General features: G+C 38.4%; 28 protein-coding genes and 1 pseudogene. 19 read left to right on the top strand and 10 right to left on the bottom strand.

Translation table 11 applies throughout. The annotated features are described in order from the left end of the window. Positions 1–296: 296 nt before the first annotated feature. Positions 297–449 (top strand): hypothetical protein, encoded by a 153-nt coding sequence (locus LIS78_RS16340; RefSeq protein ID WP_195782681.1) that lies wholly within the window; start codon positions 297–299, stop codon positions 447–449. A gap of 58 nt (positions 450–507) precedes the next feature. Here the strand turns inward: LIS78_RS16340 and LIS78_RS16335 are convergent, their stop codons facing one another. Beyond that, complete coding sequence (locus tag LIS78_RS16335; RefSeq protein WP_195782682.1) at positions 508–969, bottom strand: hypothetical protein; 462 nt, start codon at positions 967–969, stop codon at positions 508–510. Between the two features lie 386 nt (positions 970–1,355). Here LIS78_RS16335 and LIS78_RS16330 point away from each other — a divergent pair, with 386 nt between their 5' ends. The 6 genes from LIS78_RS16330 (at position 1,356) to qoxD (ending at position 7,020) form a co-directional block, all read left to right on the top strand. Beyond that, entirely contained in the window at positions 1,356–1,703 is a 348-nt protein-coding gene (locus tag LIS78_RS16330) for a rhodanese-like domain-containing protein (RefSeq protein WP_013057829.1), read from the top strand. Between the two features lie 308 nt (positions 1,704–2,011). After that, a complete protein-coding gene (locus LIS78_RS16325; protein WP_013057828.1) occupies positions 2,012–2,590 on the top strand; it encodes a hypothetical protein in 579 nt (192 codons plus the stop codon). A 566-nt stretch (positions 2,591–3,156) separates the two neighbouring features. Then, entirely contained in the window at positions 3,157–4,110 is a 954-nt protein-coding gene (gene qoxA, locus LIS78_RS16320; RefSeq protein ID WP_013057827.1) for a cytochrome aa3 quinol oxidase subunit II, read from the top strand. A gap of 46 nt (positions 4,111–4,156) precedes the next feature. Continuing rightward, a complete protein-coding gene (gene qoxB / locus LIS78_RS16315; RefSeq protein WP_195782683.1) occupies positions 4,157–6,100 on the top strand; it encodes a cytochrome aa3 quinol oxidase subunit I in 1,944 nt (647 codons plus the stop codon). Continuing rightward, entirely contained in the window at positions 6,100–6,708 is a 609-nt protein-coding gene (gene qoxC / locus LIS78_RS16310) for a cytochrome aa3 quinol oxidase subunit III (RefSeq protein WP_195782684.1), read from the top strand. Before qoxB ends, qoxC begins: the two co-directional genes overlap by 1 nt. A 3-nt stretch (positions 6,709–6,711) precedes the next feature. Continuing rightward, complete coding sequence (gene qoxD / locus LIS78_RS16305) at positions 6,712–7,020, top strand: cytochrome aa3 quinol oxidase subunit IV (RefSeq protein ID WP_013057824.1); 309 nt, start codon at positions 6,712–6,714, stop codon at positions 7,018–7,020. 29 nt (positions 7,021–7,049) lie between these two features. Here qoxD and LIS78_RS16300 read toward each other — a convergent pair whose 3' ends face one another. Both LIS78_RS16300 and LIS78_RS16295 read right to left on the bottom strand, forming a co-directional pair. Continuing rightward, positions 7,050–7,388, bottom strand: coding sequence for a hypothetical protein (locus LIS78_RS16300; protein WP_195782685.1), 339 nt, complete (start codon positions 7,386–7,388; stop codon positions 7,050–7,052). Between the two features lies 1 nt (position 7,389). Beyond that, entirely contained in the window at positions 7,390–8,169 is a 780-nt protein-coding gene (locus LIS78_RS16295; RefSeq protein WP_025751115.1) for an undecaprenyl-diphosphate phosphatase, read from the bottom strand. A gap of 181 nt (positions 8,170–8,350) precedes the next feature. Between LIS78_RS16295 and LIS78_RS16290 the strand changes: the two genes are divergently transcribed. The 3 genes from LIS78_RS16290 to LIS78_RS16280 all read left to right on the top strand — a co-directional run bounded on the left by LIS78_RS16290 (position 8,351) and on the right by LIS78_RS16280 (position 10,369). Continuing rightward, the gene (locus tag LIS78_RS16290) at positions 8,351–8,764 is read left to right on the top strand and encodes a hypothetical protein (RefSeq protein ID WP_071273069.1); all 414 of its coding nucleotides are present in this window, start codon (positions 8,351–8,353) and stop codon (positions 8,762–8,764) included. Between the two features lie 101 nt (positions 8,765–8,865). After that, the gene (locus LIS78_RS16285; RefSeq protein ID WP_209150095.1) at positions 8,866–9,408 is read left to right on the top strand and encodes a GNAT family N-acetyltransferase; all 543 of its coding nucleotides are present in this window, start codon (positions 8,866–8,868) and stop codon (positions 9,406–9,408) included. A 133-nt stretch (positions 9,409–9,541) separates the two neighbouring features. Continuing rightward, positions 9,542–10,369, top strand: coding sequence for an LCP family protein (locus tag LIS78_RS16280; protein ID WP_195782687.1), 828 nt, complete (start codon positions 9,542–9,544; stop codon positions 10,367–10,369). Positions 10,370–10,403: 34 nt separating this feature from the next. Here the strand turns inward: LIS78_RS16280 and LIS78_RS16275 are convergent, their stop codons facing one another. After that, complete coding sequence (locus LIS78_RS16275) at positions 10,404–10,667, bottom strand: hypothetical protein (RefSeq protein ID WP_013057818.1); 264 nt, start codon at positions 10,665–10,667, stop codon at positions 10,404–10,406. A gap of 412 nt (positions 10,668–11,079) precedes the next feature. Here LIS78_RS16275 and hutI point away from each other — a divergent pair, with 412 nt between their 5' ends. Further along, complete coding sequence (gene hutI / locus LIS78_RS16270; RefSeq protein ID WP_195782688.1) at positions 11,080–12,357, top strand: imidazolonepropionase; 1,278 nt, start codon at positions 11,080–11,082, stop codon at positions 12,355–12,357. Between the two features lie 75 nt (positions 12,358–12,432). After that, a complete protein-coding gene (locus tag LIS78_RS16265) occupies positions 12,433–12,807 on the top strand; it encodes a DUF7674 family protein (RefSeq protein ID WP_116071202.1) in 375 nt (124 codons plus the stop codon). A 47-nt stretch (positions 12,808–12,854) separates the two neighbouring features. On the opposite strand, the gene LIS78_RS16260 is transcribed toward LIS78_RS16265, so the two are convergent. After that, the gene (locus LIS78_RS16260) at positions 12,855–13,148 is read right to left on the bottom strand and encodes a DUF3817 domain-containing protein (protein WP_013083888.1); all 294 of its coding nucleotides are present in this window, start codon (positions 13,146–13,148) and stop codon (positions 12,855–12,857) included. Between the two features lie 260 nt (positions 13,149–13,408). Between LIS78_RS16260 and LIS78_RS16255 the strand changes: the two genes are divergently transcribed. The 4 genes from LIS78_RS16255 (at position 13,409) to LIS78_RS16240 (ending at position 18,598) form a co-directional block, all read left to right on the top strand. Next, a complete protein-coding gene (locus tag LIS78_RS16255; RefSeq protein WP_071273084.1) occupies positions 13,409–13,984 on the top strand; it encodes a TetR/AcrR family transcriptional regulator in 576 nt (191 codons plus the stop codon). A 33-nt stretch (positions 13,985–14,017) separates the two neighbouring features. Further along, the gene (locus tag LIS78_RS16250) at positions 14,018–14,467 is read left to right on the top strand and encodes a DUF6188 family protein (RefSeq protein WP_195782691.1); all 450 of its coding nucleotides are present in this window, start codon (positions 14,018–14,020) and stop codon (positions 14,465–14,467) included. A gap of 123 nt (positions 14,468–14,590) precedes the next feature. Further along, positions 14,591–17,629, top strand: coding sequence for an efflux RND transporter permease subunit (locus tag LIS78_RS16245; RefSeq protein ID WP_252284000.1), 3,039 nt, complete (start codon positions 14,591–14,593; stop codon positions 17,627–17,629). 246 nt (positions 17,630–17,875) lie between these two features. Next, positions 17,876–18,598 (top strand): GDSL-type esterase/lipase family protein, encoded by a 723-nt coding sequence (locus LIS78_RS16240; protein WP_252283999.1) that lies wholly within the window; start codon positions 17,876–17,878, stop codon positions 18,596–18,598. 29 nt (positions 18,599–18,627) lie between these two features. Here LIS78_RS16240 and LIS78_RS16235 read toward each other — a convergent pair. After that, positions 18,628–19,668, bottom strand: a pseudogene (locus tag LIS78_RS16235) (alkene reductase); the annotation flags it as partial. Between the two features lie 173 nt (positions 19,669–19,841). After that, the gene (locus LIS78_RS16230; protein WP_013057809.1) at positions 19,842–19,961 is read right to left on the bottom strand and encodes a DUF4023 domain-containing protein; all 120 of its coding nucleotides are present in this window, start codon (positions 19,959–19,961) and stop codon (positions 19,842–19,844) included. A gap of 209 nt (positions 19,962–20,170) precedes the next feature. Here LIS78_RS16230 and LIS78_RS16225 point away from each other — a divergent pair, with 209 nt between their 5' ends. Then, positions 20,171–20,488 carry a hypothetical protein gene (locus tag LIS78_RS16225; protein WP_013057808.1) on the top strand — a complete coding sequence of 106 codons (318 nt, stop codon included), beginning with the start codon at positions 20,171–20,173 and terminating at the stop codon, positions 20,486–20,488. A gap of 95 nt (positions 20,489–20,583) precedes the next feature. On the opposite strand, the gene LIS78_RS16220 is transcribed toward LIS78_RS16225, so the two are convergent. Further along, positions 20,584–21,771 (bottom strand): macrolide family glycosyltransferase, encoded by a 1,188-nt coding sequence (locus tag LIS78_RS16220; RefSeq protein ID WP_252283998.1) that lies wholly within the window; start codon positions 21,769–21,771, stop codon positions 20,584–20,586. Positions 21,772–21,990: 219 nt separating this feature from the next. On the opposite strand from LIS78_RS16220, the gene LIS78_RS16215 reads away from it, so the two are divergent. Continuing rightward, positions 21,991–22,707, top strand: coding sequence for a CPBP family intramembrane glutamic endopeptidase (locus tag LIS78_RS16215; protein ID WP_209150090.1), 717 nt, complete (start codon positions 21,991–21,993; stop codon positions 22,705–22,707). Between the two features lie 116 nt (positions 22,708–22,823). Next, positions 22,824–22,955, top strand: coding sequence for a hypothetical protein (locus tag LIS78_RS31430; RefSeq protein WP_280640289.1), 132 nt, complete (start codon positions 22,824–22,826; stop codon positions 22,953–22,955). A gap of 73 nt (positions 22,956–23,028) precedes the next feature. On the opposite strand, the gene LIS78_RS16210 is transcribed toward LIS78_RS31430, so the two are convergent. Further along, positions 23,029–24,138: a GerAB/ArcD/ProY family transporter gene (locus LIS78_RS16210; RefSeq protein ID WP_195782697.1), complete on the bottom strand. Its 1,110-nt coding sequence runs from the start codon at positions 24,136–24,138 to the stop codon at positions 23,029–23,031. Positions 24,139–24,153: 15 nt separating this feature from the next. Beyond that, positions 24,154–24,387, bottom strand: a complete 234-nt coding sequence (locus LIS78_RS16205; protein ID WP_028409212.1) for a hypothetical protein — start codon at positions 24,385–24,387, stop codon at positions 24,154–24,156. Positions 24,388–24,491: the final 104 nt, after the last annotated feature.

Below are 24,491 nucleotides of genomic sequence, written 5' to 3'. Positions count from 1 at the left end.
TACTCTTCAAAACGACCTGTTGAAATTATTTATATGGACGATAAAGGATGTTTTACACAGCGATTTATTATTGTGTATAAAATTTATCCTCAGAGCGTAAAAGCTTGGTGCTTACTAAGGAACGAGAAACGAACGTTTAAAATAGAGAATATCCTTTCATGCGGATTCAGCAATAAAAGGAAAAGCAGTTTTAGGCAGAAAGCTCACTCAATTTAAGAGGGGTTTTTTCATATCATTTCCTCTTATGGCGTGTGAGTTATTTTCATACACTATATCCACTAGAAAGGGGAATGAACATGACATTAAACCAAGGAAATAAAACTAAACATATCGCTAAAGGGAGAACGAAAAAAGAAGATATGACAATGCAGGGTGGGAAAAAACAGCATGAAGCACAAAGTACATCTTTATCTCATAATAATTGTCGTGCAAACCTTGATGGAGATTAATCTAAAAAAGGAAAGCTTTCGTTTCCGAAGCTTTCCTTTTTTTGTGTATATCGCATTTTTAAGTTAACTCGTATTTTTCTGAGCCAATCACAATATAGTCTCTTGCTTGATATACGAATTTTACGGATTTCTCACAAACTTCGTACGAGTAATTTTCTAAAACATTGTTTTTTTGATTAATATATTGCATAAAAGCGCTTTGAAAATAACCGTTCTCAACAAAAAGTTCACCGGTTCTGCACAGCTTTTCATGTGCTTCTTCCAGCCATTTTGCAATTTGGCTGTCGTTGTTAGTAAATGTAAGAATGTGTGCATAGTGATCCGATAAATCTGTCATATCCTCTTTATCCCGGTCAAAATAAAAAACTTTTTCTTTTTTTGACTGCAGCCTTTGTTTATGCAAGGTGATATTTTTTAACAGTTCTTTTTCAACGTCTTCTTCGGGACTTATATAGATGGGGCAGGTGCCTGCTACCTCACCTTGATCTGTAAATAATACAACATAGTACAAATCAAACATCATATCTCTCCCTTCACATGTTCATACTATCCTATCTCGCATCCTTCATTTTTAGAATCATTTTTCTGACGTTTGTGCAACATTGGTTCTAATGTATTACTCATAAGCGAATCTCAGTTTTAATGGGAAAGAAGAGGGAAGATGAAAATAAAAATTCTGCGTTTCTTCATTATAATAAGAAAAAACGATCTGTTTACTAGTATTTAAATCTTTCGAAAAATCAAAATAAATAATGATTGATTTCGTCACTTTATTGTGGTTTCATAATAAAGTGTAAAAAGACCATTTTTCTTTCAGAGAGAAATGAGATAGAGTACTTCTGTGTTGATTCTTTCATTTGAATATAGTATACATACAGGGGTATAGAAATTAATTGGGAGGAAAACATGGCGATACTATATATGAGCATAGGTATTTTACTTTTATTAATTTGTTACAGTTTTTATAAACGCTATGTGCCGGTGCAAGGAATAAAGAAAGTGACGACCGTCGACTGTGCTTCTACAACGATTTCGTATGTAGATGTTCGTCATTTTCATGAAATGAAACAAAACCCCTGTCAAAAAGCAATCCATATTCCGCTTCCTTATTTAGAGAGACAGCATGCAGAAATTCCATATAAAGAAGTGGTCGTAATTGTTCCTGACAGCATTTCCCGAAATTTAAGCATTCGGCAGCTCAAAAAACATGGGTATCAGGTCAAAGGATACATGTGTGCGGAAAGATGTGTGTAATAAAAAGAACAGCAAATGACCCTTTATAGGGTTTCCTTTTGGAAAGCTGTGATATATAAGCTAAAAGATACCTGTGTCAAAATGGGTATCTTTTTTTGTTATGAAGATAAGAAGGGGGGCAGGGATCGGTTTCTTTTGGTTCAACAGCTACTGAGTCTTTTAGCGTATTTTTATGACAAAAGGTTTGAAAAATCCCTTTTGTGGTAAAAAAAAACGTAGTTCTCCTAGTGCATAGACAGAGGTTTAATAGGAAGTTATAATTTAGGCAATTACATAAAAGGGGAGTAAGCTAAGGAAGGTGAATAGATGTGCGAAAGATAAAGCGGTTGCTATTTCTGTTCATTTGTATAGCGGTTGTAATTGTTGCGTATGAGATGATTCGATATCCGATTGAAAACAATGCTGCAAGTGTGCAGCAGCATTTGCGGAATTGGGAGCATAAAGAAAGTATTGATGGTTCTGCAAGGATTACGCTGCAAGATTTTAAACGGGTTGATCACTCTAATACATACATAGCCTTATTCTCCATACCTGGTGATAAAGAAGGAATGGCCGTATTGAAGCAAGGATGGAACAAACGCCTGCGTATTGAAGTCAGTACCAAAATGAGCAATTTAGTGGATTATGATGATATCCATACAAATAAAGGGACATATGCGCTGTTTACAGGAACAAATAGAAGTAAACAAATTGAGCGAGTAAAGGCGGCTTTGGTGCACGATACATATACAATTGATGCCGCGGTCCCAAAAAGTGATTATTTTGTGCTGTACGAAAAAATACCGAGTCATATTAAACATCCGTTTCCAGCAACGACAACGCTGCTAGATAAAGCAGGGGATGATATCACGGTTAAAGAATTTATGGATCAAGAGCTGCGTGAATAACACGCAGCTTTTTTCTATAATAAAAAGCTTTTTAAAAAAATTCACGTTTTGTTCATATTTTCGAAAGAAAGAATTTTAAGCAAAAAAATCAAATATTTGCTACAAAGTAAAGGGGAATTAACGGGCAAAATAAGGTTCATACAGGGCGTCACATTTTCTTTGAAAATTTGTCACAAAATATTCAATTATGTCGATGTGTATTGATATATCAATGTTGAAGCAAACATACAAAGCTAATTTTGCAGTTATTCCTAAAGAAATAGTTAAGAAATGGGAGCTGAATCCTTTTATTTACATTTATTCATACCAAATTATGTGATAGAATATCGCAAGGTTGAAGCACTCTAACCCCATTGGTACAGTCACTATATTAGAATGTTTTTAATATAAAAAAATAAAGCAAAAGGGACGAAAAAAATGTCATTTTGTATTACAATAGTAGTGGCCTACAAATAAGGGGGAAGAGAGTCTGTATAAAAATGTCGTTATCTAGCGAAAGATAGCGCATTTTGAATGTTCATCAATATAGGCTTCGCATCATGTGTTGTTAGAAAGGAGAGTTTTAAGTGAAACCAAAAAAAGGATTTTGGAAGCTAGTAGGTTTACTATCTGCGCTTTCACTAGTATTTTTGAGCGGTTGTTCAAAGCTTGCTGTATTGAACCCGCAAGGTCCTGTTGCAAAAACGCAATCTGATTTAATCATTTGGTCTATGTGGATGATGTTGATCGTGGTTGTTGTCGTATTTGCTATTTTTATATTTGTTCTTGTCAAATATCGTGAAAAACCTGAAAACATGGACTATGAGCCACCTGAGCAAGAAGGTAACTTAAAGATGGAGGTTATTTGGACAGCATTCCCAATCATCATCTTAATTCTATTAGCAGTGCCAACTGTTAAAGCGATCTATTCTGCAGAAGAAGTACCGGCAGAATCAAAGGATAAAGATCCAATCGTGATTCACGTTACATCTGCAAACTGGAAATGGATTTTCAGTTATCCGGAACAAAATATCGAGACGGTTAACTACGTAAACATTCCAGCAGATACGCCAGTGAAATTTGAGTTAACAGCTCAAGGACCTATGAACTCATTCTGGGTACCAGAACTTGGCGGACAAAAATATTCGATGAACAACATGTCAATGCCATTATACTTAGAAGCTGATAAGCCTGGTTCTTATATGGGACGTAGTGCTAACTTCTCTGGTGAACATTTCACTCAAATGCAGTTCGAAGTTCAAGCTCAAACGGACAAAGACTTCAAAGAGTGGGTTAGTGATGTAAAAGGAACAGCTGGTAAATTGACTGAAAAGAAATATGATCAAATCCTAAGCCCAGGCGTTGTTGGTCGTCAAACTTACAACGGTACACATTTAAAATGGATTGACCATGCAAAAGATGTATACATTCCTGGCAAAGAGCTAGAACGTGGTACAGGACATGATCACAGCAAGATGAAAGAAGATGAAAAAACGAGTAATGAAGAAATGGAAAACATGGATCACTCAAATCATGAATAACATTCATTTATTACACTAAATAACGTAATGATTGGGGGAAGACATAATGAAGCTAGATGAATTTTTCGTCACTGGCGAACCTATGATTTACGCTGCTGATGCAGCAATCGCTATGACGGTCATCGGTATCGTTTTTGTCTTAACATATTTCAAGAAATGGAAATGGTTATGGACAGAATGGTTAACAACAGTTGACCATAAAAGACTCGGTGTCATGTACATCCTTTCAGCTGTATTAATGCTTTTCCGCGGCGGAATTGATGGAATCATGATGCGTATGCAGCTTGCATTCCCGGGTATGAACATTTTAGATGAACATCACTACAACGGAGTCTTCACGGCTCACGGTGTTATCATGATCTTATTCATGGCAATGCCATTTATTATCGGACTAATGAACGTAATCGTTCCATTACAAATTGGTGCGCGTGACGTAGCATATCCGTTCTTAAACGCAATTAGTTTCTGGACATTCTTTATGGGAGCAATGCTATTTAACCTTTCTTTCGTAATCGGAGGAGCTCCTGATGCAGGTTGGACAAGTTACTTCCCGCTTGCAGGTAAAGAATTCAGTGAGGGCATCGGGAATAACTTCTATGCCGTTTCACTACAGATTGCTGGTGCTGGTACATTAATGACTGGTATCAACTTCTTTGTAACAATTTTAAAAATGCGTGCTCCTGGCATGACAATGATGAAAATGCCAATGTTTACTTGGTCAATCTTCATCACATCAATTATTATCATTTTCGCGTTCCCTGTATTAACAGTAGCGCTTGCACTTATGACACTTGACCGTGTATTCGGAACAGCCTTCTTTACAATGGCTAACGGCGGTCTTCCAATGATGTGGGCTAACTTATTCTGGATTTGGGGTCACCCTGAAGTATATATCGTTATTTTACCGGTCTTCGGTGTCTTCTCAGAAGTTATCAGTACACATTCTCGTAAGAACTTATTCGGTTATAAAGCAATGGTTGTATCAATGGTCGGTATCGCATTCTTAAGTTACCTTGTATGGGTGCATCACTTCTTTACAATGGGTAACTCACCGTCAGTTAACTCGTTCTTCTCAATTACAACGATGTTAATTGCCGTACCAACCGGAGTTAAAATCTTTAACTGGCTCTTTACAATGTATAAAGGCCGTATCAAATTTACGACTGCGATGCTTTGGTCATTAGCGTTTATTCCAAACTTCGTAATCGGTGGGGTAACAGGGGTTATGCTTGCGATGGCATCAGCCGATTATCAATATCATAACAGTTACTTCCTAATCGCTCACTTCCACTATGTATTAATCTCTGGTACAGTGTTTGGCTGTTTCGCAGGTTTATACTTCTGGTATCCAAAGATTTTCGGTCACACGTTGAACGAAAAATTAGGAAAAATTTCATTCTGGATTTTTGTTGTTGGATTTAACGTATGTTTCTTCCCACAATTCTTCCTAGGTTTAGACGGTATGACTCGTCGTATGCAAACTTATGCAGACAACCTTGGCTGGAACGGACTAAACTTAGTTTCAACAATCGGTGCATTCTTAATGGGTCTTGGCTTCTTCGTATTAGTAGTTAACTTATTATACAGTGCATGGAAAAACAAACGCGACACTGCAAACGATCCTTGGGATGGTCGTACACTTGAGTGGTGGACTAAATCACCAGTTCAAGCTTACAACTTTGCAGTAATTCCTCATGTGAAAGAAATGGATGCATTCTGGCACATGAAAAAACGTAATGAAACAGAAATTAAAGCAGAAGACTTAAAACCAATTCACTTACCAAGCAACTCTGGCGTGCCGTTTATCTCAGGTATTTTCTGGTTTATCGGTGGATTTGGCTTAGTATTTGAATGGATGCCAATGGCAATCTTAGGCTTAGCAGGTATCTTTGCTTGTATGCTTGCTCGTTCATTTGATTATGATCCGGGCTTCTATGTAAAAGTAGATGAAATTAAGAAGGTTGAAGGAATTACAGGGGGTGACAAATAATGGCAGGACATTTAGATAAATCATTGCCGTTAGAATACCAAGAAGAACAAAGTCGCCTGAATATCCTTGGATTCTGGATTTTCTTAGGTGCCGAGATCGCGTTGTTCTCTACGCTGTTCGTAACGTACTTAACGTACCATATGCGTACAGCGGGTGGCCCTACTGCAGAAGAACTGTTCGTTGTTAAAGATTTTATGATCGAAACGCTGTTACTACTATTCAGTAGTTTCACGATGGGAATTGCCATCTTTAAAATGCGTAATAATGATTTAAAAGGACTTTTAGTTTGGTTTGTTATTACGCTTGTCCTTGGTGGAGGATTCCTTTTCTACGAAATTCGTGAGTTTTACATGTACGCAGTTCACGAAGGTGCAACAATGCAAACAAGCGCCTTCTTATCAGGGTTCTTTACACTTCTTGGAACGCACGGTCTTCACGTAACAGTCGGTGTATTCTGGGCAATCAGTATTATTATTCAGTTAGTAAGACGAGGATTAACACCTGTTACTGCTCGTAAAGTATTTATTATCGGTTTATACTGGCATTTCCTTGATGTTGTATGGATCTTCATCTTCACGCTTGTATACTTGAACGGATTGGTGGGATAAGACATGGAAAATAAACAAGGCCAAAAAGCAGGTTTTCCGCTTAGTCATGTATTTGGGCTTATCCTTTCACTAGCCTTAACATTCGCAGCGCTTGGTTTAGTAGTGCTAGCTGATCTATCAAGAAGCATTACGATGACTCTTATCATGATCCTAGCGTTACTACAAGCAGCAATGCAGCTAGTAATGTTCATGCACATGACTGAAAGTGAAAATGGTAAAGTACAGGTTGCAAATATTCTTTACAGTTTCTTTATTGCACTTTGTATCGTTGTTGGTACCCTGTGGATTCTTGCAGCTCACTTTAACCATTAAAAATAAAACCACTTACTTCGGTAAGTGGTTTATTTTTTTTCATTCAGTTTATATTTCAACGTTTGATATTCTCCCGTGGGAACTTTTTTTACTACTTTTCCTTTATCATCTCTATAAACATTTACTTGTTCATACACTTCAATTCGGTATCCGCCTCTTTTTTCTGTTTTAACATGAACTTCTTTGACTGACATATTTAGTTGTTCGGCTTCGTCTTCATCAGCAGAGGTTTCAACAGCTCCTCCATCAAGGGAAAGGTGAGATAAGCTGTCAAACGAATGCTGGGAATTGTTATCAACATAGCTTGTCACGACTAAAATGCCTGAAAAAAACAATACTAAAAAAAGCGTCCGGACTTTTACCTTCATCTTAAAACACCCCCGTAAACTGACAAACCAGCACGACTGCACCTAATATCCAAACGTAAATCGCAAACGTTTTTAATGAATGATGCTTTAAATAATTGATCATCCATTTTACCGCTACATAACCGAATAAAGCAGATGAAAGGGTGGCGACGAATAAAAAGAAAACGGAAAGCTGCTCGACTTCACCTGTGACTACATCTTTTAACTGAAGTAACACCGCTCCGCAAATGGCCGGAGTCGACAATAAAAAGGAAAAATAAGCGGCTGTTTCACGATCTAATTTTCGCATTAACGCAGCTACCATCGTTAAGCCCGATCGGGACACAGCAGGGAATATAGCAGCTGCTTGAAACGAGCCGATAAAAAAGGCATCTCCGTATGAAATATGATCCATTTTTTTATAGCCATTTTTTACGGAATCACCAAACCATAACAGCAGTCCCGTCGCAAGAAATTCCCAGCCGATCGTTAAGCCAGATTTAGAAATGCTGTCAAAATAGTCTTTGAACAAAAGACCAATTGCAACTGCAGGAATCGTTCCTATCACTAAAAGCCCTGTAAGCTTGCTAAACGGATGACGAATAATATGCCATAGCTCACGCTTATAAAATACAAACACAGCAAGCAGAGTGCCCATATGCAGCATCGTATCTAAATACAATCCTGCATCGTCTAAGCCAAATAAGTGACGCCCTAAATACAAATGCCCCGTGCTGCTTATCGGTAAAAATTCTGTAAGCCCTTGAATGATTCCCAAAATAAATGCTTCAAACCACGACATCTTATCACCTCATACAGCGTGTCCTTATTAGTAGTGTATAGAGGAAGTTCTGAGAACATGACAAAAACATGGAAGTATAGGCATTCATTTAGTGAAATAAATATATATAAATAGGTCATAGTATAAGAAGAGACGACCATTCTTATCTCCATCTCATCCACAATGGAAAGAGGTGCTAAAAATGATACGAAAATGGGTTGCTGTATGTGTCGTATTCGCTGCTTTTATTTTTCCGCAGGCAGTAAGTGCTGAACAGCCAAAAGTAGAGGTATTTCAAATTGAAACGGGCAAAGTCGTTCGTTCAACGCTCAAACCTCCAAGTGTTCAAAAAGAAGCTGAAAAAAGTATTGCGTCCATTACTGGTTTATATAAAAAGGCAAGTCCGCTTCCTAAAAAAGGCTATCTTGTTAAAGTACCTCTTGATCCAGCCGTGAAAATTGAAAATAGTGCGGTCAACACGCTGGCAAGTGAAGTTATTTTTGTTCTTGAGCCGAATCAAAAGCCAATCATGATGGTATTTGACAATGAAAATAGAACCTATTTTTTTGAATTTACTCATGATTTAACTCTTCTCAGAAAAGCATTACAGCTATAAGTCATCGAAATGATGGCTTTTTTTTACATAGACAGTTGACAGTTTATTATGATAAATGTAATATATTTAGAAAAGTCAGAAATAATAAGGGGGAGAATTATGTGATAGCTCTACGATCGTTCTCCAAAAAAGACTTTAAACAGCTAATGGATTGGATTCCCTCCGAGTCATTTATGGTGCAATGGAGCGGCTCTAGCTTTTCTTTTCCGCTTACTCCTAGGCAGTTAAAACACTACATTCGATATGCAAATGAAGATGGTGCTTCTACCTATGCTTTTTCCGTCATAGATGAAAATGAACAGCTTATTGGGCATATTTCTCTGGCTCATATTGATTATTATCATAAAACAGGAAGAATTGGCCGAGTGCTGCTTGGTGAAAAGTATAGAGGAAAAGGGCTTTGCTCGCACATGTTTGAAAAAGTGTTAGCTTTCGGTTTTGAAGAACTGGGTCTTCATCGAATTTCGCTCGGCGTCTTTGATTTTAACGAGCGGGCAATTCAGTCCTATGAACGAATTGGCTTTACACGCGAAGGCCTTCTTCGAGATGTTCGGCTTGTAGATGGACAGTACTGGAGCTTAATTGAAATGAGTATGTTAGAAAGTGAATGGGCACAGCGTGATGTGCATCAAAAATCAAGCTAAAATCTACTAGTGAAAAGCCAGCTTCCCAACAAGCAGGCTTTTTTGACGTGTGCTTAAATTCCCCTAAAAAGGTATAAATTTTCATTCATTAAGGCATATAGAGAGTAAGTGATGTGTAAAGGAGACCGTATGAATGAAAAAATACAAAATAGGGATCTTAGCGGCATGTATTTTGCTTTTAGGAACCGCTGGATTTGGAATTGTCTATCAACATCAAACATCTGCTAAAGAGCAGCCTCACTCGTTTAATGTACTGGTTATGGGCGTAGATGAAAGGCCAGGAGATACAGGCCGCTCAGATGTATTAATGGTGGTCAACTTAGATACGAGCCACAATAAAGCAAAAGTTATGCCGATCCCTAGAGATACGCGCGTGCACATTGATGGAAAAGGAACGGATGAGAAAATTAATCATGCTTATCGATACGGAGGCATTCCTTTAACCGTGCGCACGGTTGAGAACTTCTTAGATATCGATGTCGATTATTACGTGAAAGTAAATATGAAAGGCTTTAAAGATGTAGTAGATGAACTTGGCGGAGTGAACGTTAATAACCCGTTTCCTTTTGTGTTTGATTCATTTATCTTTCCTGAAGGAGAAAATGCGTTGAACGGCGAAAAAGCTCTTGCCTATGTGCGGATGAGACACGAAGATCCAAAAGGAGATTTAGGAAGAAATAATCGCCAGCGCCAGGTAGTGGAAGCTCTATTAGATAAAGGAATGGGCATGTCAACGGTGAAAAATATTCCAAGTCTCCTCACGCTTGCAAAGAAGCATATTCGAACGAATATTGATGTCAGCGATGCATTTACGATGTATAACGTCATTAAGAATGGCCGGCCTGACTTCGAAACGGTAACGGTAAAAGGAGAAGGACAAATGGTAGATGGTACATGGTATTATGTTGTCAAACCATCTGAAAAAAAACAGCTGAGCGCTATGTTTCAACAAACCCATTAATAAAAAAGAGGGCTGAAGAAATTCAGCCCTCTTTTTATTCACCAATTTCTTCTTGACGCTGCAAGCAGGAAATTTGTTTTTTCTCTGGATGGACACCAAATGTATAGCCCCACGTTTGCAATTTATCTAGAATGATTTCGTCTTTTTTAAAGCCAAAGATCATCACTACATCTTGGTTTTCATCTAAAAGCAAATACTTTTCATCTTTGCGCCACATCGTTAAGTTTGACGCATAGAAAAGATTCCAGCCGTTATTCATGCGATGACCGGTTGCTTGGTTTTTATAGTTGACAATCATATTTCTTCCTCCATTAGTGAATCTTTCTAAAAGTAAAACTTCAAAGAATATTATAAACGTTCTCTTCCTAGAAATCTATTATTTATCCTGTTGAGGGGAACACGCCGTGATGTTTATAAAATACATGTGATAAAAGATTTAGTATATAAGGATATATTTGTATAAAATGAGAATCAATAAGTAAGAAAACGGAGAAAAGAAGGGTCTAAAAGCGTATATAATTGAAAAAAGTATAAGTTATCTAGCTTTAAAGACTTAAAAACACGCTTTTCAGACCATGGACATACTTTTTCAAATTTCTACCTACAAGAAAGAAGGCAGAGGTGCGAAATGTGTAGGTGAATCTAAATGAGTTTACGGTAAACATGAGCCCCAAAACGTGGTACACGCTAGAAAAGGGGGAAATTCAGCGATGTCAAAAAAAGCGCTATGGATTAAAAATGCTTCGCAAGTTGTAACAGCCAAAGAAAATAAAGGTCCTTTAGCTGGAAAAGAAATGAGAAACTTGACGGTGATTGAAAATGGCTCAGTCTGGATAGAAGGAGATCAAATTGTGACCGTAGGTACAACAAAAGAGCTAGAACAAAAATATGAAAGGGAAAGGAATGAAGCAACGATTATTGATGCTTCACATAAAATTGTAACTCCGGGTCTGATTGATCCCCATACACACGCTGTGTACGCTGGCTCGCGTGAAGAAGAATTTTATAGGCGGTTTGAAAGGCCAACTTCTTACTTGGATTTATTAGAAGAAGGTGGAGGTATTCACTCCACTGTCGTTCAAACACAGGAAGAGTATGCGTACCGAATTTATCAGCAGAGCTATGAGCGTCTTACGTCTTTTCTAGCTCACGGAGTCACAACTATAGAAGTGAAAAGCGGGTATGGCTTAGAACTAGAAACAGAACTAAAGCAGCTGCAAATCGCTAAAATGCTGAATGATACACACGCAGTTGATGTGGTAAGTACCTTTTTAGGAGCACACGTGGTACCTTTTGCATATAAAAGAGATACGCAGAAATACGTCAATTTACTTATTCACGAAATGATTCCTCAAATTTCTTCTTATAAGCTCGCAGCATTTAATGATGCTGTATGCCTTCCAAATGCTTTTTCATTCAAACAATGCCAAGAAATACTCGAAGCGGGGAAAAGATATGGCATGCTTCCTAAAATACATGCCGACCCCTTTGAATACTGCAGAGGAGCGGAGCTCGCAGCAGAGGTAGGAGCGATATCAGCAGATTATCTTTTGTATGCTTCTGATGAAGGATTAAAGAAACTGGCTGAAAAACGGATCGTAGCCACACTCTTACCCGGGAATTCCTTATTTGTTGGAATGAAGTGGCCAGATGCTAGAAAAATGATCGACTTAGGAGTTCCGGTTACTCTTTCTACAGACTGCAATCCAGGTTCATCTCCAACGACTTCACAGCAATTTGTGATGAACCTGGCATGTATGAATATGAACATGAGTCCTGAAGAAGTGCTTGTAGCCACAACTATTAACGCAGCTCATGCTATTAATCAAGGAGATAAGATTGGGAGTATTGAAGCCGGAAAACAGGCTGACTTAGCGATTTTTAATGTCTCTAGTTATCGAACCCTTCAATATCAGTATGGCTTAAATCATATTGACTGCGTAGTGAAAAAAGGAGAAGTAGTTGTAGAAAACGGAAAAGTTTTGTAAAACAAGTTTATAGAAAAAGAGAAAAGGGTAGAGAATAGAGAATTTGTCACACATGCAAAGGCAGGGAATTTAGATATGATTACAAAACAAAATGTTATTCCATTACTAAAAGAAGCTTGCCCATCTTTTGAGCCAAGCGAAGAAATCGACCTCAACGATAAAGAGGAGCTGCAGCATGAATTAAGCCGAGTAGCGGGTCATTTGATCTCTCTTGAATATAACGGCCAGCTCGAACGTGAACCGGATGTGTTTGAAGCGATTGAACAGCTGTATATAGAAGGTGAATCTGATGTGAAAGAAGCGGTTACAACGGGACTCTTTCAAGCAATGCATGAAATGATTATAGATCAGCAAATTAGCCCAGAAGAAATTGGAATGTTATTAAAACCTCACTCACTGAAGTGGTGGAAAACGATTGACCACTTTAGCGAAAACAGTGCGGAACAGTAAGGAAAAAGAACGTCATGGAAACATGATGTCCGTGACGTTCTTTTCTTTTACTGTTCTTTTTTCAGCTGGCGCTCTAAAATAAAAGGACCAAACGGAATAACCGACATAAGAAATGCAAATAAAGAGCGGCCGATTGACCATTTATGCGCGAATTTCACATGAACGACTGCAAGAGCGTACAGCACAAAAAGTGCACCGTGTGCTGCGCCTACAACTGATACAGCTTCGGGTATGCCTGCTGCATATTTTAGCGGCATAGCAATGCCCAGCAGCAGTAAAAATGAAATTCCTTCTAAAATGCCTACTAAACGCAGGCGACCGATTGGTGATGTAAGAACCATGTTTTCTCCTCCCGTAACGACGGAATAAATTTCTGTATCAATGACAAAAATGTACCATAGCGAGCTCTTCATATACAAGCATCATTTGTATCTGTCACAAAAAAGTCGAAAACGCTTTAATTTGCTCTATAGAAGTATTTTGTTTGAAAAACTGACATACTCTTGTGATGCAATGGATAAAAGAGCACACTACGTGTTGACAAGTTATTTTAATTATTTTATATGTATAGTATCGAAAACGTATGAGAGGATTTTTTACCATGACAAACCGAAAACAGCAGAGAGAGAAAATTTTAGATGCTGCTTTTGAAGTGTTCGGATCAAAAGGTTACTATGAAGCAAAAATGATTGATATTGCTAAACTAGCGGGTGTATCTAAAGGAACGCTTTACTTGTACTTTTCGTCTAAAGAGTCGCTTTATATCGCCGTGAACAATCGTTCGTTTGATGAGTTTTTGTATCATGCAAAGCGAAGAACGGATGAATGCCAAACGTTTCATGAAAAGCTGTATTCAGTTGCGAAGCATCACCTGCTCTTTTTTTACGAAACTAAAAAATATCCGGACTCTTTTTGGCAAGCCCCTCACCAAATGCCAGAAATGATGGGGCGTCTTCATCAATTTTTTGAGGATTATCACGGGCTTGTTGCTAAATTGATTGAAGAGCAGAAAATAAAAAATGCTTTTTTACACTCAAAAGCGTTTTGCAGCATGTTAAATGGGTATAGGATGGATATCGTTTCCGATGATGATATAACAGAAGAAGATATCATGAACTATGCGGAGTTCATTGTGAACTTATACATTGAAGGCTGCTATTTTGAGACCCAAAAATGACTCATCGGTACTGGTTGATAATGGAGGGATATGATGAATAACAGCAGCACAGTAATTAACTTTTCATATTTTCAAGAACAAACCGTTACCAAGGTTAACACAGACAATACCCTGCCGTTTTCTCTTGGATTTAGTAAAGGTGGACTTGTGGCAGAATGTCCATGGAGACTAAAAAACAAACGCAACATCTTGCTTGGTCAAGCGGACTGGAAATCGCTACATTCTGCCGAGCAGCGTCAGCAAGTCGAAGCGCTGCTGCTTGGCCAGCACATTATCTCTATACAGTGGTATGAAGATATCGGTATACTTCGAATTACGTTTTCTAATGGGTATGCGCTAGATATGTTTCACGACAGCTCGTTTTTTGAAGGTTGGGATTTATATGGTCAAGACGGCTTTTCCTTTATCTCACTGCCAGGGGGAGCGTGCGACCATCAAATTTCAGTTTGTATAGACAGTTCATCAGCACATGAAAGGAGGTGAGGTTTTTTTGCCTAAAACTGACCCACGGGTACTCTAAAATTGTTTAAAAAAAATAAACCGGGTCTGCAGCTATTAAAGGATGAAGGCTTCTCAAATAACTTAGTTACGTAACGGAGGAAAAAGATGAATTTTTTGACGAGATTTAGTTTAAAAAATGCGGTAGCTGTGTCAATCGTTTCATTTTTACTTATTTTAGCGGGGCTATATTCATTTTCAAAACTAAAAATTGATTTACTGCCGAATATCGAATTTCCGCAGCTGTCCATTGAAGCAACGTATCCCGGGGCTTCTCCTGATGACGTAAATGAAAGCGTCACGTCGAAAATCGAAGACCAAGTGAAAGGAATTGAAGGCGTTAAAAGCGTACAAAGCGTATCGTATGAAAACGTCGGTATTATTAATTTAGAATTCCCGTTTAATACGGATTTAGATAAAGTTGAACAGCAAATTAACTCGTCGATAAAAGAATTAGATTTACCAGAGTCATCAAATGTAGACGTAAACCGTTTTTCATTTGGTTCATTCCCGATTTTCAACATTTCACTGTTTGCGAAAGATGATGCAAATCTTGAAAAAGTATTAAACGATGAAGTGATTCCTGAGTTGAATAAAATTCAAGGTATTAACTCCGTCTCAGTTGGCGGCGTGAAAGAGGACCTTTTACAAATTACGGTCGATAAAGAAAAAGCAGCTCAAGCTGGCTTAACGCTTGATGGGATGAAAGAACAAATTAATCAAAAAGCTGTTTCATTCCCAGCAGGAACATTAAACGGAAAAGAGCTTCAAATTCCAGTGCGAGTAGAAGAAAAAGTTGCGACGATCGATGCATTAAAGAAAATCCAGCTGAAATCCACGATGAATCCTGAAGCAAAGCCTGTGAAGCTTGGCGATATTGCCAAAGTCGAAGCCGTAACAGAACAAGGCGAATATACGCGCTATGACGGCAAAGATGCACTGTCGATGGCCATCACAAAAAAACAAGATGCTAATACGGTTGAAGTGGCCAGCGAAACGATGAAAATTTTGAAAAAATATGATGATCAGTTAGACTACGCAATCGGCTTTGACTCAGCTGACGGCATTGAAAAGTCTGTTGAAACATTAGTACGCGAAGGATTGCTCGGGGCATTATTTGCGTCACTCGCCGTGCTGATTTTCTTGCGTAACTTCCGTGCCACGATCATTGCGATTATATCGATTCCATTATCGCTGTTAGTATCAGCTATTTTCTTAAACCAGCTTGATATTTCGCTTAACATTATGACACTAGGCGGAATGGCTGTAGCCGTTGGGCGCGTAGTGGATGACAGTATTGTTGTTATTGAAAACATTTTCAGACGCGTTCGCCGTTCAGAAGAAGGCATGAGCAATGAGCTTGTCGAATCGTCCACAAAAGAGATTTTAAAAGCTATTACCTCGTCTACAATTACAACGGTTGTCGTATTCTTGCCAATCGGCTTTGTAGGAGGAATTACAGGAGAGTTCTTCTTGCCGTTTGCCTTAACAGTTGTTTTTTCACTGTTAGCATCTCTTCTTGTAGCGATTACAATCGTGCCGATTCTAGCAAAGTTTGCATTTAAAAAAGTACCGCCTGAAGAAAAAGAAGGAAAGCTGCAGCGCGGATATGCAAAAGCGATTGCATGGTCACTTAATCATAAAATCAAAATTTTAATTTTATCCTTTATTTTACTGTTTGGGTCATTTGCGCTTGTTCCTTTACTTGGCTTTACGTTTATTCCAAATGAAGAACAAAAAATGCTTCAGGCCAACGTTCAATTACCGGCATCTACATCACTTGAAAAAACAAACGATGTATCTTTAAAAATTGAAAAGATGTTTGCGGATCAAAACGAAATTTCAGATGTGACCACAGAAGTTGGATCACGCGACTTTTCAACAGGTGTAAAACGCCCGAACCAGGTTGGCTATTTCTTGAACGTAAAAGAAGGCGTGAATGTCGATACGTTTATTGATAAAGTTCAAAAGAAAATGGAAAGCATTACGAAAGAAGAATCACCTAAAGCAACGGTTAATGTGCAAGAAGCATCAACAGGAGGGCCGCCTACAAATAATAACGTGACGGTTGATTTATATTCTTCTAATTTAGATGACTTGCAAAAGGCAGCTAAGCAAGTGGAAAACCACTTAAACAAAGACAAACGTCTTAAATATGTAACAAATAACTTCTCAGATAAGCAAAAGCAGCTTGTAGTAGAGGTAGATCCTGATAAAGCCGCAGAGTACGGGGTATCTGGATTTCAGCTGCTCGGTACGATCTCTGATCAAACCAAACCGGTATCCGTTGGAGACTTAAAATTAGATAATACAAAACGAGCCGTTCAGCTTTCGTACGATAAAGACCTTGCCTCAGTAAAAGAAATTAAAGACCTGCAAGTGTTTACAGAGAGAGGGCCTGTATTAGTAAAAGATATCGCTGACGTTCGTACAATTGATACATTCACTTCTATTCAAAAGCTCGACGGCAAAGTATTTGCGCGAGTAGAAGCAGACATCAAAGGCGATGATATTCAAGCTGTGACCAAAGATGTTGTAAATGGAGTGAAAAAGTTAGACTTGCCAAAAGATGTGAGCTTGGACGGAGGAGGAGGAAGCGACGAGACCGTCGAAATCTTCCAATCTCTTGGTCTAGCCATTTTAACAGCAATCGGCCTTGTGTATTTAACGATGCTCGTTACGTTTGGAAAAGCGCGTATTCCATTTATCATTTTATCGTCACTCATTTTTGTGCCAATCGGTTCGTTAGTTGGTCTAGTACTTGCAAAAGAACCGCTGTCTGTCAGCGTCATGATTGGATTCTTAATGCTGATTGGAATCGTTACAACAAACGCGATTGTACTTGTAGATCGAATTACCCAAAATCGCGAACAAAAAGGGATGACGATCCGTGAAGCCCTTATTGAAGCTGGGAAAACGCGCTTGCGTCCAATTTTAATGACGGCGTTTGCTACCATTGCTGCATTAATTCCGCTGGCGCTTACTACGTCAAGCGGAACGCTGATTTCAAAAGGCTTAGCTATCACGGTAATCGGAGGGCTTACGTCATCTACCCTTCTTACCTTAATTATTATTCCAGTGGTATACGAACTCTTCTTCGCAAAGCAAGTAAAAAGAGAAAAACAGCTGGAAAAAGAAACGACATAAGAACTATTTTCTAATAGAGGAAAATATGACCATAAACTATATGTTATAATAAAAGTACGTTTTAACCCCTTATATTATAGAAAAAGAAGCGGCGCTTTCGAGCGCCGCTTCTTTTTTATGTAAAATCATTATTTACAAAAAATGATTAAATGTCTTGTATGGAGGGAAAAGAGTGTTAACAGGAAGCTTTACTATATCATCATAGAGTTATCTAAAAAACATACAAAGTACAGGAGTGTCGTTTTCGTGAGTTCAACAAAGAAAGTTGTATTTATCAGTTCCATTATTTTAAATGTCCTTTTCATAGGTGTTTTTGCTTTTTATGCAACAAGCAACAGCGCGATGAAAAATCCGCTGTCATCTAAGGATTCGTCTAAGCAAAGCTATAGAGATAATCCTTATTACATTGAACGGACCACTTTGTTCAAGCAATTAAGTATTCCTAAAGAGTCAATCGTATTTCTCGGTGATAGCATTACCCAGCGCTCTGAATGGAGCGAACTTTTTCATAATAAGCAGATTGTCAATCGAGGCGTAGCCGATGATACAACAGAAGGGGTATTGCATCGTCTAAAAAGTATTACAGATGCTAAGCCAAAAAAGATTTTCTTAATGATCGGCATTAACGATTTAAATGAGCAAAAATCTGTAAAAAAAACCAAAGCCAATTACGCTGAAATTCTTGAACGTATTCATAAAGAATCACCGAATACAAAAGTCTATATTCAAAGTGTACTGCCCGTGAACAATAAAAAATGCGGCGACGCAGTGGACAATAAAGATGTTATCGCATTAAATAACTATTTAGAGCGTCTAGCTAAGAAACACAATGATTCTTACATTGATCTGTATTCGAAAGTATCTAGACATAATCAGTTAAAAAGTAATTTCACGGTTGATGGTCTTCATTTAAAAGGCCAAGGCTATGCTATTTGGAAACAAGAAGTTCAGGCATACGTAAACCAATAAAAAAAGCGCTCCGGAAGGAGCGCTTTTTTTTAGATAAGCTCTGGTAAATGTTTTTTAGCATCGTATTCGACAAGAGCATCTCCGTTTTTGATGCGCTGTAAATAATCAGGATTTGAAATTAGCGGGCGGCCAATAGCAGCTACGTCGATCCAGCCGGCTTGAAGCGCTTTTTCAGCTGATTCAGGCGTTAAATCACCTACGCCGATAATCGGTCCATCCCAGTACTTACGCGTAATTTTATAAAGGTTTTGACCGTTTTGAACATCTTCATAAAAATCCAGCATAGACGGATGGATGACCTCGATTCCTGTTTCTTTAAATGCTTCTGTATACGTTTGAATGGCTTTTTCAGTATCATCCCAGCGGTAGTCTGGTTTATCAAGCTTATGAGGAGAGAAGCGAATCACAACGCGTTCTTTTCCAATGGCCTCAATAACAGAAGAAATCACTTCTTTCATGAACGTTAATCGCTGTGCAAGATCGCCTCCATATTCATCAGTGCGTTTATTAGACCAGTCCGAATTAAACTGATCAATTAAATATCCGTGAGCACCGTGAATTTCAACGCCGTCAAAGCCTGCTTCAATGGCATTTTTAGCTGCTTGAGCGTACTGTCCTACAACTTCTTTAATATCTTCTTTTGACATTTCTTCAGGCTCTTCGTAGGGCTTGCGGAAACGAGGCACTTGGCCTTGTGCTGCAATAGCGGAAGGGGCCTGAGGCTTATGCCCATTGATTAACCCGGAATGACTCAAGCGGCCAACGTGCCAAATTTGAGCGATAATCGTGCCGCCTTCTTCATGAACAGCTTCCGTTACAGGCTTCCATGAATTAATTTGTTCCTGTGTATAGATACCCGGAACGCCAGGATTTCCTTTTGCGCGTTCGCTGATAACAATTCCTTCACTAATAATTAAGCCAATACCATCCTTTGCGCGGCGGCGGTAGTAGTCTACAACGTCCTGACCGACTACGCCTGTCTGTGGATCAGCAAAGCATCTTGTCATCGGTGCCATTGCTGTACGAGTGTGTAAATTAAATGCTTCAATGTTTGTTGGTTGGAATAATTTTTCAAATTTACTCATTTTATATTCAGCTCCTTAAGAGGAAAGTATAGCTGCGAACGTTTGTGCAGCGGGTTCAGTTTATTGTAACAGGGGATTTGTTTTATCTTCAAACATTTCGACTTCCGAAAAAAGTCCAGAAAAAAAGCCGGCTGTCTTTACAGCCAACTTTTACAACATTAATGCTGTTTGTTAGGAAGTTTTTTCTCAGGATGTCCAGTAGCTTGACCCTGCTTATTTTTACGCTGCTTTTCTTGATTATCGTTCAGCTTTTGAACAAATTCATTTGTGTTTTCCATATTATCTAAACCTCCTTTATGAGCCTTTCCCTGTTACTATAACCTATTACATGCAAAAACATGACGCCAATCCGCTAAAAGCAGCTCCATATATACATCGGTATATAGAAATCAAGAGGAAAATCGTGTATACTGTTGTAAAAATAATGTTAATGTTTCGTGAGTTTATAATTTCTTATTCATTCATGAACAAGAAAAGGTGTTACGCAATGAGTGATTTTTTTAGCGGGAAAGAAATGTCGTTTATTTTAATTTTGACATTCAGCGTGTACATATTTGTCTGGAATGTGCCCCTTCAGGCGACAAATGCCATGATGATCTACTTTATCCTGCTGTTTTTGTATACAGTCAGTAAGCTGCTTTTTTCTCCTCAGTTCCGACAATTTCCGCTTGTTAAGGTGCTATTGGCCATTTTATTCGTTCTTATGCTGGCTGAAATAATCGTTGCTTACAGCACTCATAGCATAAAGATTACAGATTTAAATCATATTTTCGATTATTTTAGTCATATGGATTTGTATTCATAAGTTTTTTAGCCGTCAGTTTGCTAATCATTGGCGTATATACAGTTTGTACATAGCTGTTTTAATGAAAAAAAGGTGCACAGATGTGCACCTTTTCTTTATGAATGTTGCTTTACTACGTAATTGACAATTTTTTCGGCTGCTGCAGCCGGGCCAGATGCCTGCTGGAAACTTGCGTTGATTTCTTTAATCCCTTTTTTATAGCGAGCGTCGCGGACAACTTCGTCAACGGCACTCCTTAAAAGAGAAGCATTTACTGTTTCTTTTGCTAAGCGATACCCGGCGTTTAGTTCCACGAGCCTTTGAGCAACGAGCGGCTGATCTTTGCCATGAGGTAAAACGACTAATGGTACGTTAAAATGAATCCCTTCGTTTACACTGTTCATGCCTCCGTGCGTGATAAAAACGTCCGCTTCTTTTAACACGTCAAGCTGGGGAACATAGGGCGAAATAATAAAATGCTCTGGTGCTTTTTTTATCTTTTTAAAATCAGCTCGGTCTCCTGCTGCAATCACAACTTTTCCATCAAAGTCGCTAAATGCGTCGATGCAAAGGTTGAAAAAGCCTTCTACGTCATGAAGTACCGTTCCCATTGAAATATAAAGAACTTTCTCGTCTTTTAGCTTTTCTAACGGAAAATCATGAGAGCTGTGTCGCTTTGGAAAACTTGGCCCAATAAATAAACAGGAGTCATCAAAATGTTCATGAAGCGGCTGAAAAAAGCGGCTTGTATATACGACCGTTAATTCGCCTTCATTGTTCATAAATTGAAGCAGATTTTTAGGTTCTACGCCAAACTGATTTTTTAGCAAGCTGAGCCCGTACTGAGCTTTTTCGTCAGGTTTAAATGGAACGCCTGAATCCGGATGCAGAGGCATCATTGCTAAGCGTTCTTTTGGCATTAAAAAGGAAGCAGATGATACAATCCCGGGAATTCGCAAATAATCACGTACTAATTCGCCTGCTCCAAACTTGTCGTAAAACACAAAGTCAAAGTCAATTTTTTTTGATAATGTATGAACAAGCTTCAGCGTATCTAAAGACGTTTGGATGTGGATATTTAAAAAAGCGTTGATTCCTTGAGGAGTTTCAGGCTTGATGGATACACCGCTTAATAAGTCCCGGTGAGTGTGTACGATAGCCCCGGCGTTTTCAAGACGCTCTTTAAAACGCTCGGCCGTAATGTAATGAACGGTATCACCTCGGTCTGAAAAAGCTTTTACCATTCCAAGCGTTGGGTTTACGTGACCTTCAGCGGGAAAATTGATCATTAAAATGTTTGCCATTTTTTCACTTCACTTTCGGTAAGATTTCTTCAAGCGTAATCAAATATAAGGAAGTTGACAACTAATTTGGCTAGCGCATTTATCTTTTAAAACCCTACCTTTGTGTATAAAATGTGAAAAAATATAACTTTTTTCCTAAAAAATAACATCATTAAGCGGAGGTTATGGTAGAATTTTGAGAGCACTAGAGAGAAAGAATCATTTTTGGAGGTTGCTATTTTGAGTACGTTATCAACAAATTCAGAACCGGTTTTAAACCCTAAAAAGAAAAAAGAGTTTACTTACTTCACGCTGCTTCTATTTATCGTGTTAGGCTTTGGTCTGCAGATTATAGCCGGAATTGGAGTAGCTATTTACGATGAAGTTACGGGTTCAAATATGACGGGAATTTTATTAAAAGGACCATATGCTCTGCTGGTAGACGCGGCGTTTTTTCTAGGCGTTGCGGTGCTGTACAGGCCTGTGCGCAGATTTTTAAAGCCTATGTGGAACGTCTCAGTATTAAAAGAAAGAAAAACGTATGTATATATTGTGGTAGGCTTTTTAATTGTAGCCGCGGTGCAGTACGTGATGCTTTCATTTTTAAACGTAGAAAGCGCAGATCAGCAGCAAAAAGATTTAAATCAAGGCAGTTTTAATCAAACGCTGCTTTCGAGCTGGATATTTTTTATAAGTGTAGCAGTTATCACGCCTATTAAAGAAGAGCTGCTTTATAGGGGTGTTTTGTGTGGTTTCTTAACCAAACGCCACCACGTGCTTGTAGGCATTTTCGTTTCCGCTCTTGTATTCGGTCTTTTACATATTGGCTTTCCGATTACAGCTACCGTCATGGGACTTGTTTTTGCCATTATTTATTATCGAACAAAATCTATTTTCCCATCTATGATTTTACATATGCTGTGGAATGGATTAGTGAGCATAACCGTGTTCTTTTAAAAGAGGCTGAAACAAAGTAGTTTCGTTGAGGGAAGATCCGAACGATGAATCGTTCGGATTTTTTTATTGGTAGGATGAACCTAGGTTTCATGTATGTGGCTCCTTCTAGCTGTTGATTGGGAGGGCAAGGCGAAGACTCCTGCGGGAAAAGCAGAAGGGATGAGACCCCGCAGGAGCATACGAGACGAGGAGGCTCACCGGCCGCCCGCGGAAAGCGAAGTCTTGCACGGAAATCAACAGCGGTGTAACAAGCAGTCCAGCTCATTTATCCAATTGGTTCATCTATAGATTGGATGGATTTCGTTATGTCTCAATTTCTTTTTATTTCGATAAAGACGCAGAATGTTTTACGCGAATTTTACCAACAATTAATAATCCAAGAGGGTAAAATAGTCCAAATAATAGACTGTACGGAATCCACGTATCTCTGTCCCACGTTTGTTCATATGGAATGCTTGGATACACGATAAGTGAAAATGTAACGGCAATAATACCTAGCGGAAGAGTTAAAATTCGGTAGTTTTTTAATTCAAGAATTTGAGCGAGTCCAGAAACGGTCGCATAATAGTAGAGAGACGTTTTAAAATAAAGAGATAAAAACCACATAATAGCCATAATTACTTCAATGTTTTTTAGAAAATCCGCAACTTCGATCCGTCTTGCAAGCTCATAGCTTGGATATAAAGCAATACGTGTATACGTATTTCCAAGTACAAGAATGCCAAGCAATAAGACAATAATCATAATGCCTCCGCCGATTAAGCTTCCCGTAAAAAAAGCGCGGTTTCGCTGATCTGGTTCCGCTACGTGAGCAGGGAAAACGGTTAGCAATACAATAAAAGTGAGAGAAGTAATACTTGTAAATACCAGAATAGATCTGATAATAGGCTTAACGCCTACCTCTAACAAAGGCTGCAAATTCTCATAATGAATTTGAGGGAAGATCGAAAAAACTAAGATTAAGAACGGAATAACAAACCAAGGAAAGAGAATTTCAGCACAGCGGGCAATCGTTTCAATGCCAAGCCGAACGCCGACAATCACAATTCCCATAAACAAAATATGAACAGCAAGCATAGGTGTTTGAATAATAATGCGAGTTGTTAGAAACGAGCCCACGTAAAACAAAACTTGACTGCAAAAAAGAAGAGTAGAAGCGACAAATAAAAGAGAGATAAACTTTCCTAGCCACTTGCCTAAAATGGCTTCGTTTAGTTCTATGAGCGTTTTATTAGGATAAAGGCTAGAAAGTTTGATATACATCCATACAAGAAAAACGCCTACACCTACGCCTAAAATAGCTGGAATCCATGCCTCTTGTTTAGAATCAGCCGTTAAGCTTCCAGGCACGACTAAAATGGTGTCGCCTAAACTATAAAAGATGACGAGTATTCGAAACTGTGCTGCGGATAAATTCATCTGACTATGCACGTTGTTCACTTCCTTTTATTTCAACAGACTGAACAAAAAATCACTAAAAGGTTTTAATAAAAAAGCAATGCCGTCTCCAGGGTTAGGGATCTCCACACCGCCGTATTTTAAACTAACAATTAAAATACTTACTATGAACAAACTCCAAAAAATTTGCTTTTCTTTTTTACTGTTCACTTTTTTTAAATAAGGTATTTCTACTAAACAAACAGCTGCACAAAGTAAAAAAATCCCTAAAAATATAAGCATGTATCAACCTCAATTAGTAACCCTTTAAAAATGATGAAAGGATGTTAAAGACGCCTGTGTTTCAAAGATAGTATCACCCAAAAAGGCTTAATTTATGAAAAGTA

This window comes from Priestia megaterium, from assembly GCF_023824195.1.
Taxonomy (GTDB): Bacteria; Bacillota; Bacilli; order Bacillales; family Bacillaceae_H; genus Priestia; species Priestia megaterium_D.
This window is presented reverse-complemented; position numbering and strand designations above follow the sequence as displayed.

Bases quoted from the DNA above. Each gene is read 5' to 3' on its own strand.
- LIS78_RS16230 (WP_013057809.1), bottom strand. From the start codon at position 19,961: ATGGAAAACACAAATGAATTTGTTCAAAAGCTGAACGATAATCAAGAA.
- qoxB (WP_195782683.1), top strand. From the start codon at position 4,157: ATGAAGCTAGATGAATTTTTCGTCACTGGCGAACCTATGATTTACGCT.
- qoxD (WP_013057824.1), top strand. From the start codon at position 6,712: ATGGAAAATAAACAAGGCCAAAAAGCAGGTTTTCCGCTTAGTCATGTA.
- LIS78_RS16300 (WP_195782685.1), bottom strand. From the start codon at position 7,388: ATGAAGGTAAAAGTCCGGACGCTTTTTTTAGTATTGTTTTTTTCAGGC.
- LIS78_RS16335 (WP_195782682.1), bottom strand. From the start codon at position 969: ATGTTTGATTTGTACTATGTTGTATTATTTACAGATCAAGGTGAGGTA.
- LIS78_RS16280 (WP_195782687.1), top strand. From the start codon at position 9,542: ATGAAAAAATACAAAATAGGGATCTTAGCGGCATGTATTTTGCTTTTA.
- LIS78_RS16245 (WP_252284000.1), top strand. From the start codon at position 14,591: ATGAATTTTTTGACGAGATTTAGTTTAAAAAATGCGGTAGCTGTGTCA.
- LIS78_RS16265 (WP_116071202.1), top strand. From the start codon at position 12,433: ATGATTACAAAACAAAATGTTATTCCATTACTAAAAGAAGCTTGCCCA.
- LIS78_RS16225 (WP_013057808.1), top strand. From the start codon at position 20,171: ATGAGTGATTTTTTTAGCGGGAAAGAAATGTCGTTTATTTTAATTTTG.
- LIS78_RS16330 (WP_013057829.1), top strand. From the start codon at position 1,356: ATGGCGATACTATATATGAGCATAGGTATTTTACTTTTATTAATTTGT.
- hutI (WP_195782688.1), top strand. From the start codon at position 11,080: ATGTCAAAAAAAGCGCTATGGATTAAAAATGCTTCGCAAGTTGTAACA.
- LIS78_RS16220 (WP_252283998.1), bottom strand. From the start codon at position 21,771: ATGGCAAACATTTTAATGATCAATTTTCCCGCTGAAGGTCACGTAAAC.
- LIS78_RS16255 (WP_071273084.1), top strand. From the start codon at position 13,409: ATGACAAACCGAAAACAGCAGAGAGAGAAAATTTTAGATGCTGCTTTT.
- LIS78_RS16340 (WP_195782681.1), top strand. From the start codon at position 297: ATGACATTAAACCAAGGAAATAAAACTAAACATATCGCTAAAGGGAGA.
- LIS78_RS16295 (WP_025751115.1), bottom strand. From the start codon at position 8,169: ATGTCGTGGTTTGAAGCATTTATTTTGGGAATCATTCAAGGGCTTACA.
- LIS78_RS16205 (WP_028409212.1), bottom strand. From the start codon at position 24,387: ATGCTTATATTTTTAGGGATTTTTTTACTTTGTGCAGCTGTTTGTTTA.
- LIS78_RS16275 (WP_013057818.1), bottom strand. From the start codon at position 10,667: ATGATTGTCAACTATAAAAACCAAGCAACCGGTCATCGCATGAATAAC.
- qoxC (WP_195782684.1), top strand. From the start codon at position 6,100: ATGGCAGGACATTTAGATAAATCATTGCCGTTAGAATACCAAGAAGAA.
- LIS78_RS16290 (WP_071273069.1), top strand. From the start codon at position 8,351: ATGATACGAAAATGGGTTGCTGTATGTGTCGTATTCGCTGCTTTTATT.
- LIS78_RS16260 (WP_013083888.1), bottom strand. From the start codon at position 13,148: ATGGTTCTTACATCACCAATCGGTCGCCTGCGTTTAGTAGGCATTTTA.
- LIS78_RS16250 (WP_195782691.1), top strand. From the start codon at position 14,018: ATGAATAACAGCAGCACAGTAATTAACTTTTCATATTTTCAAGAACAA.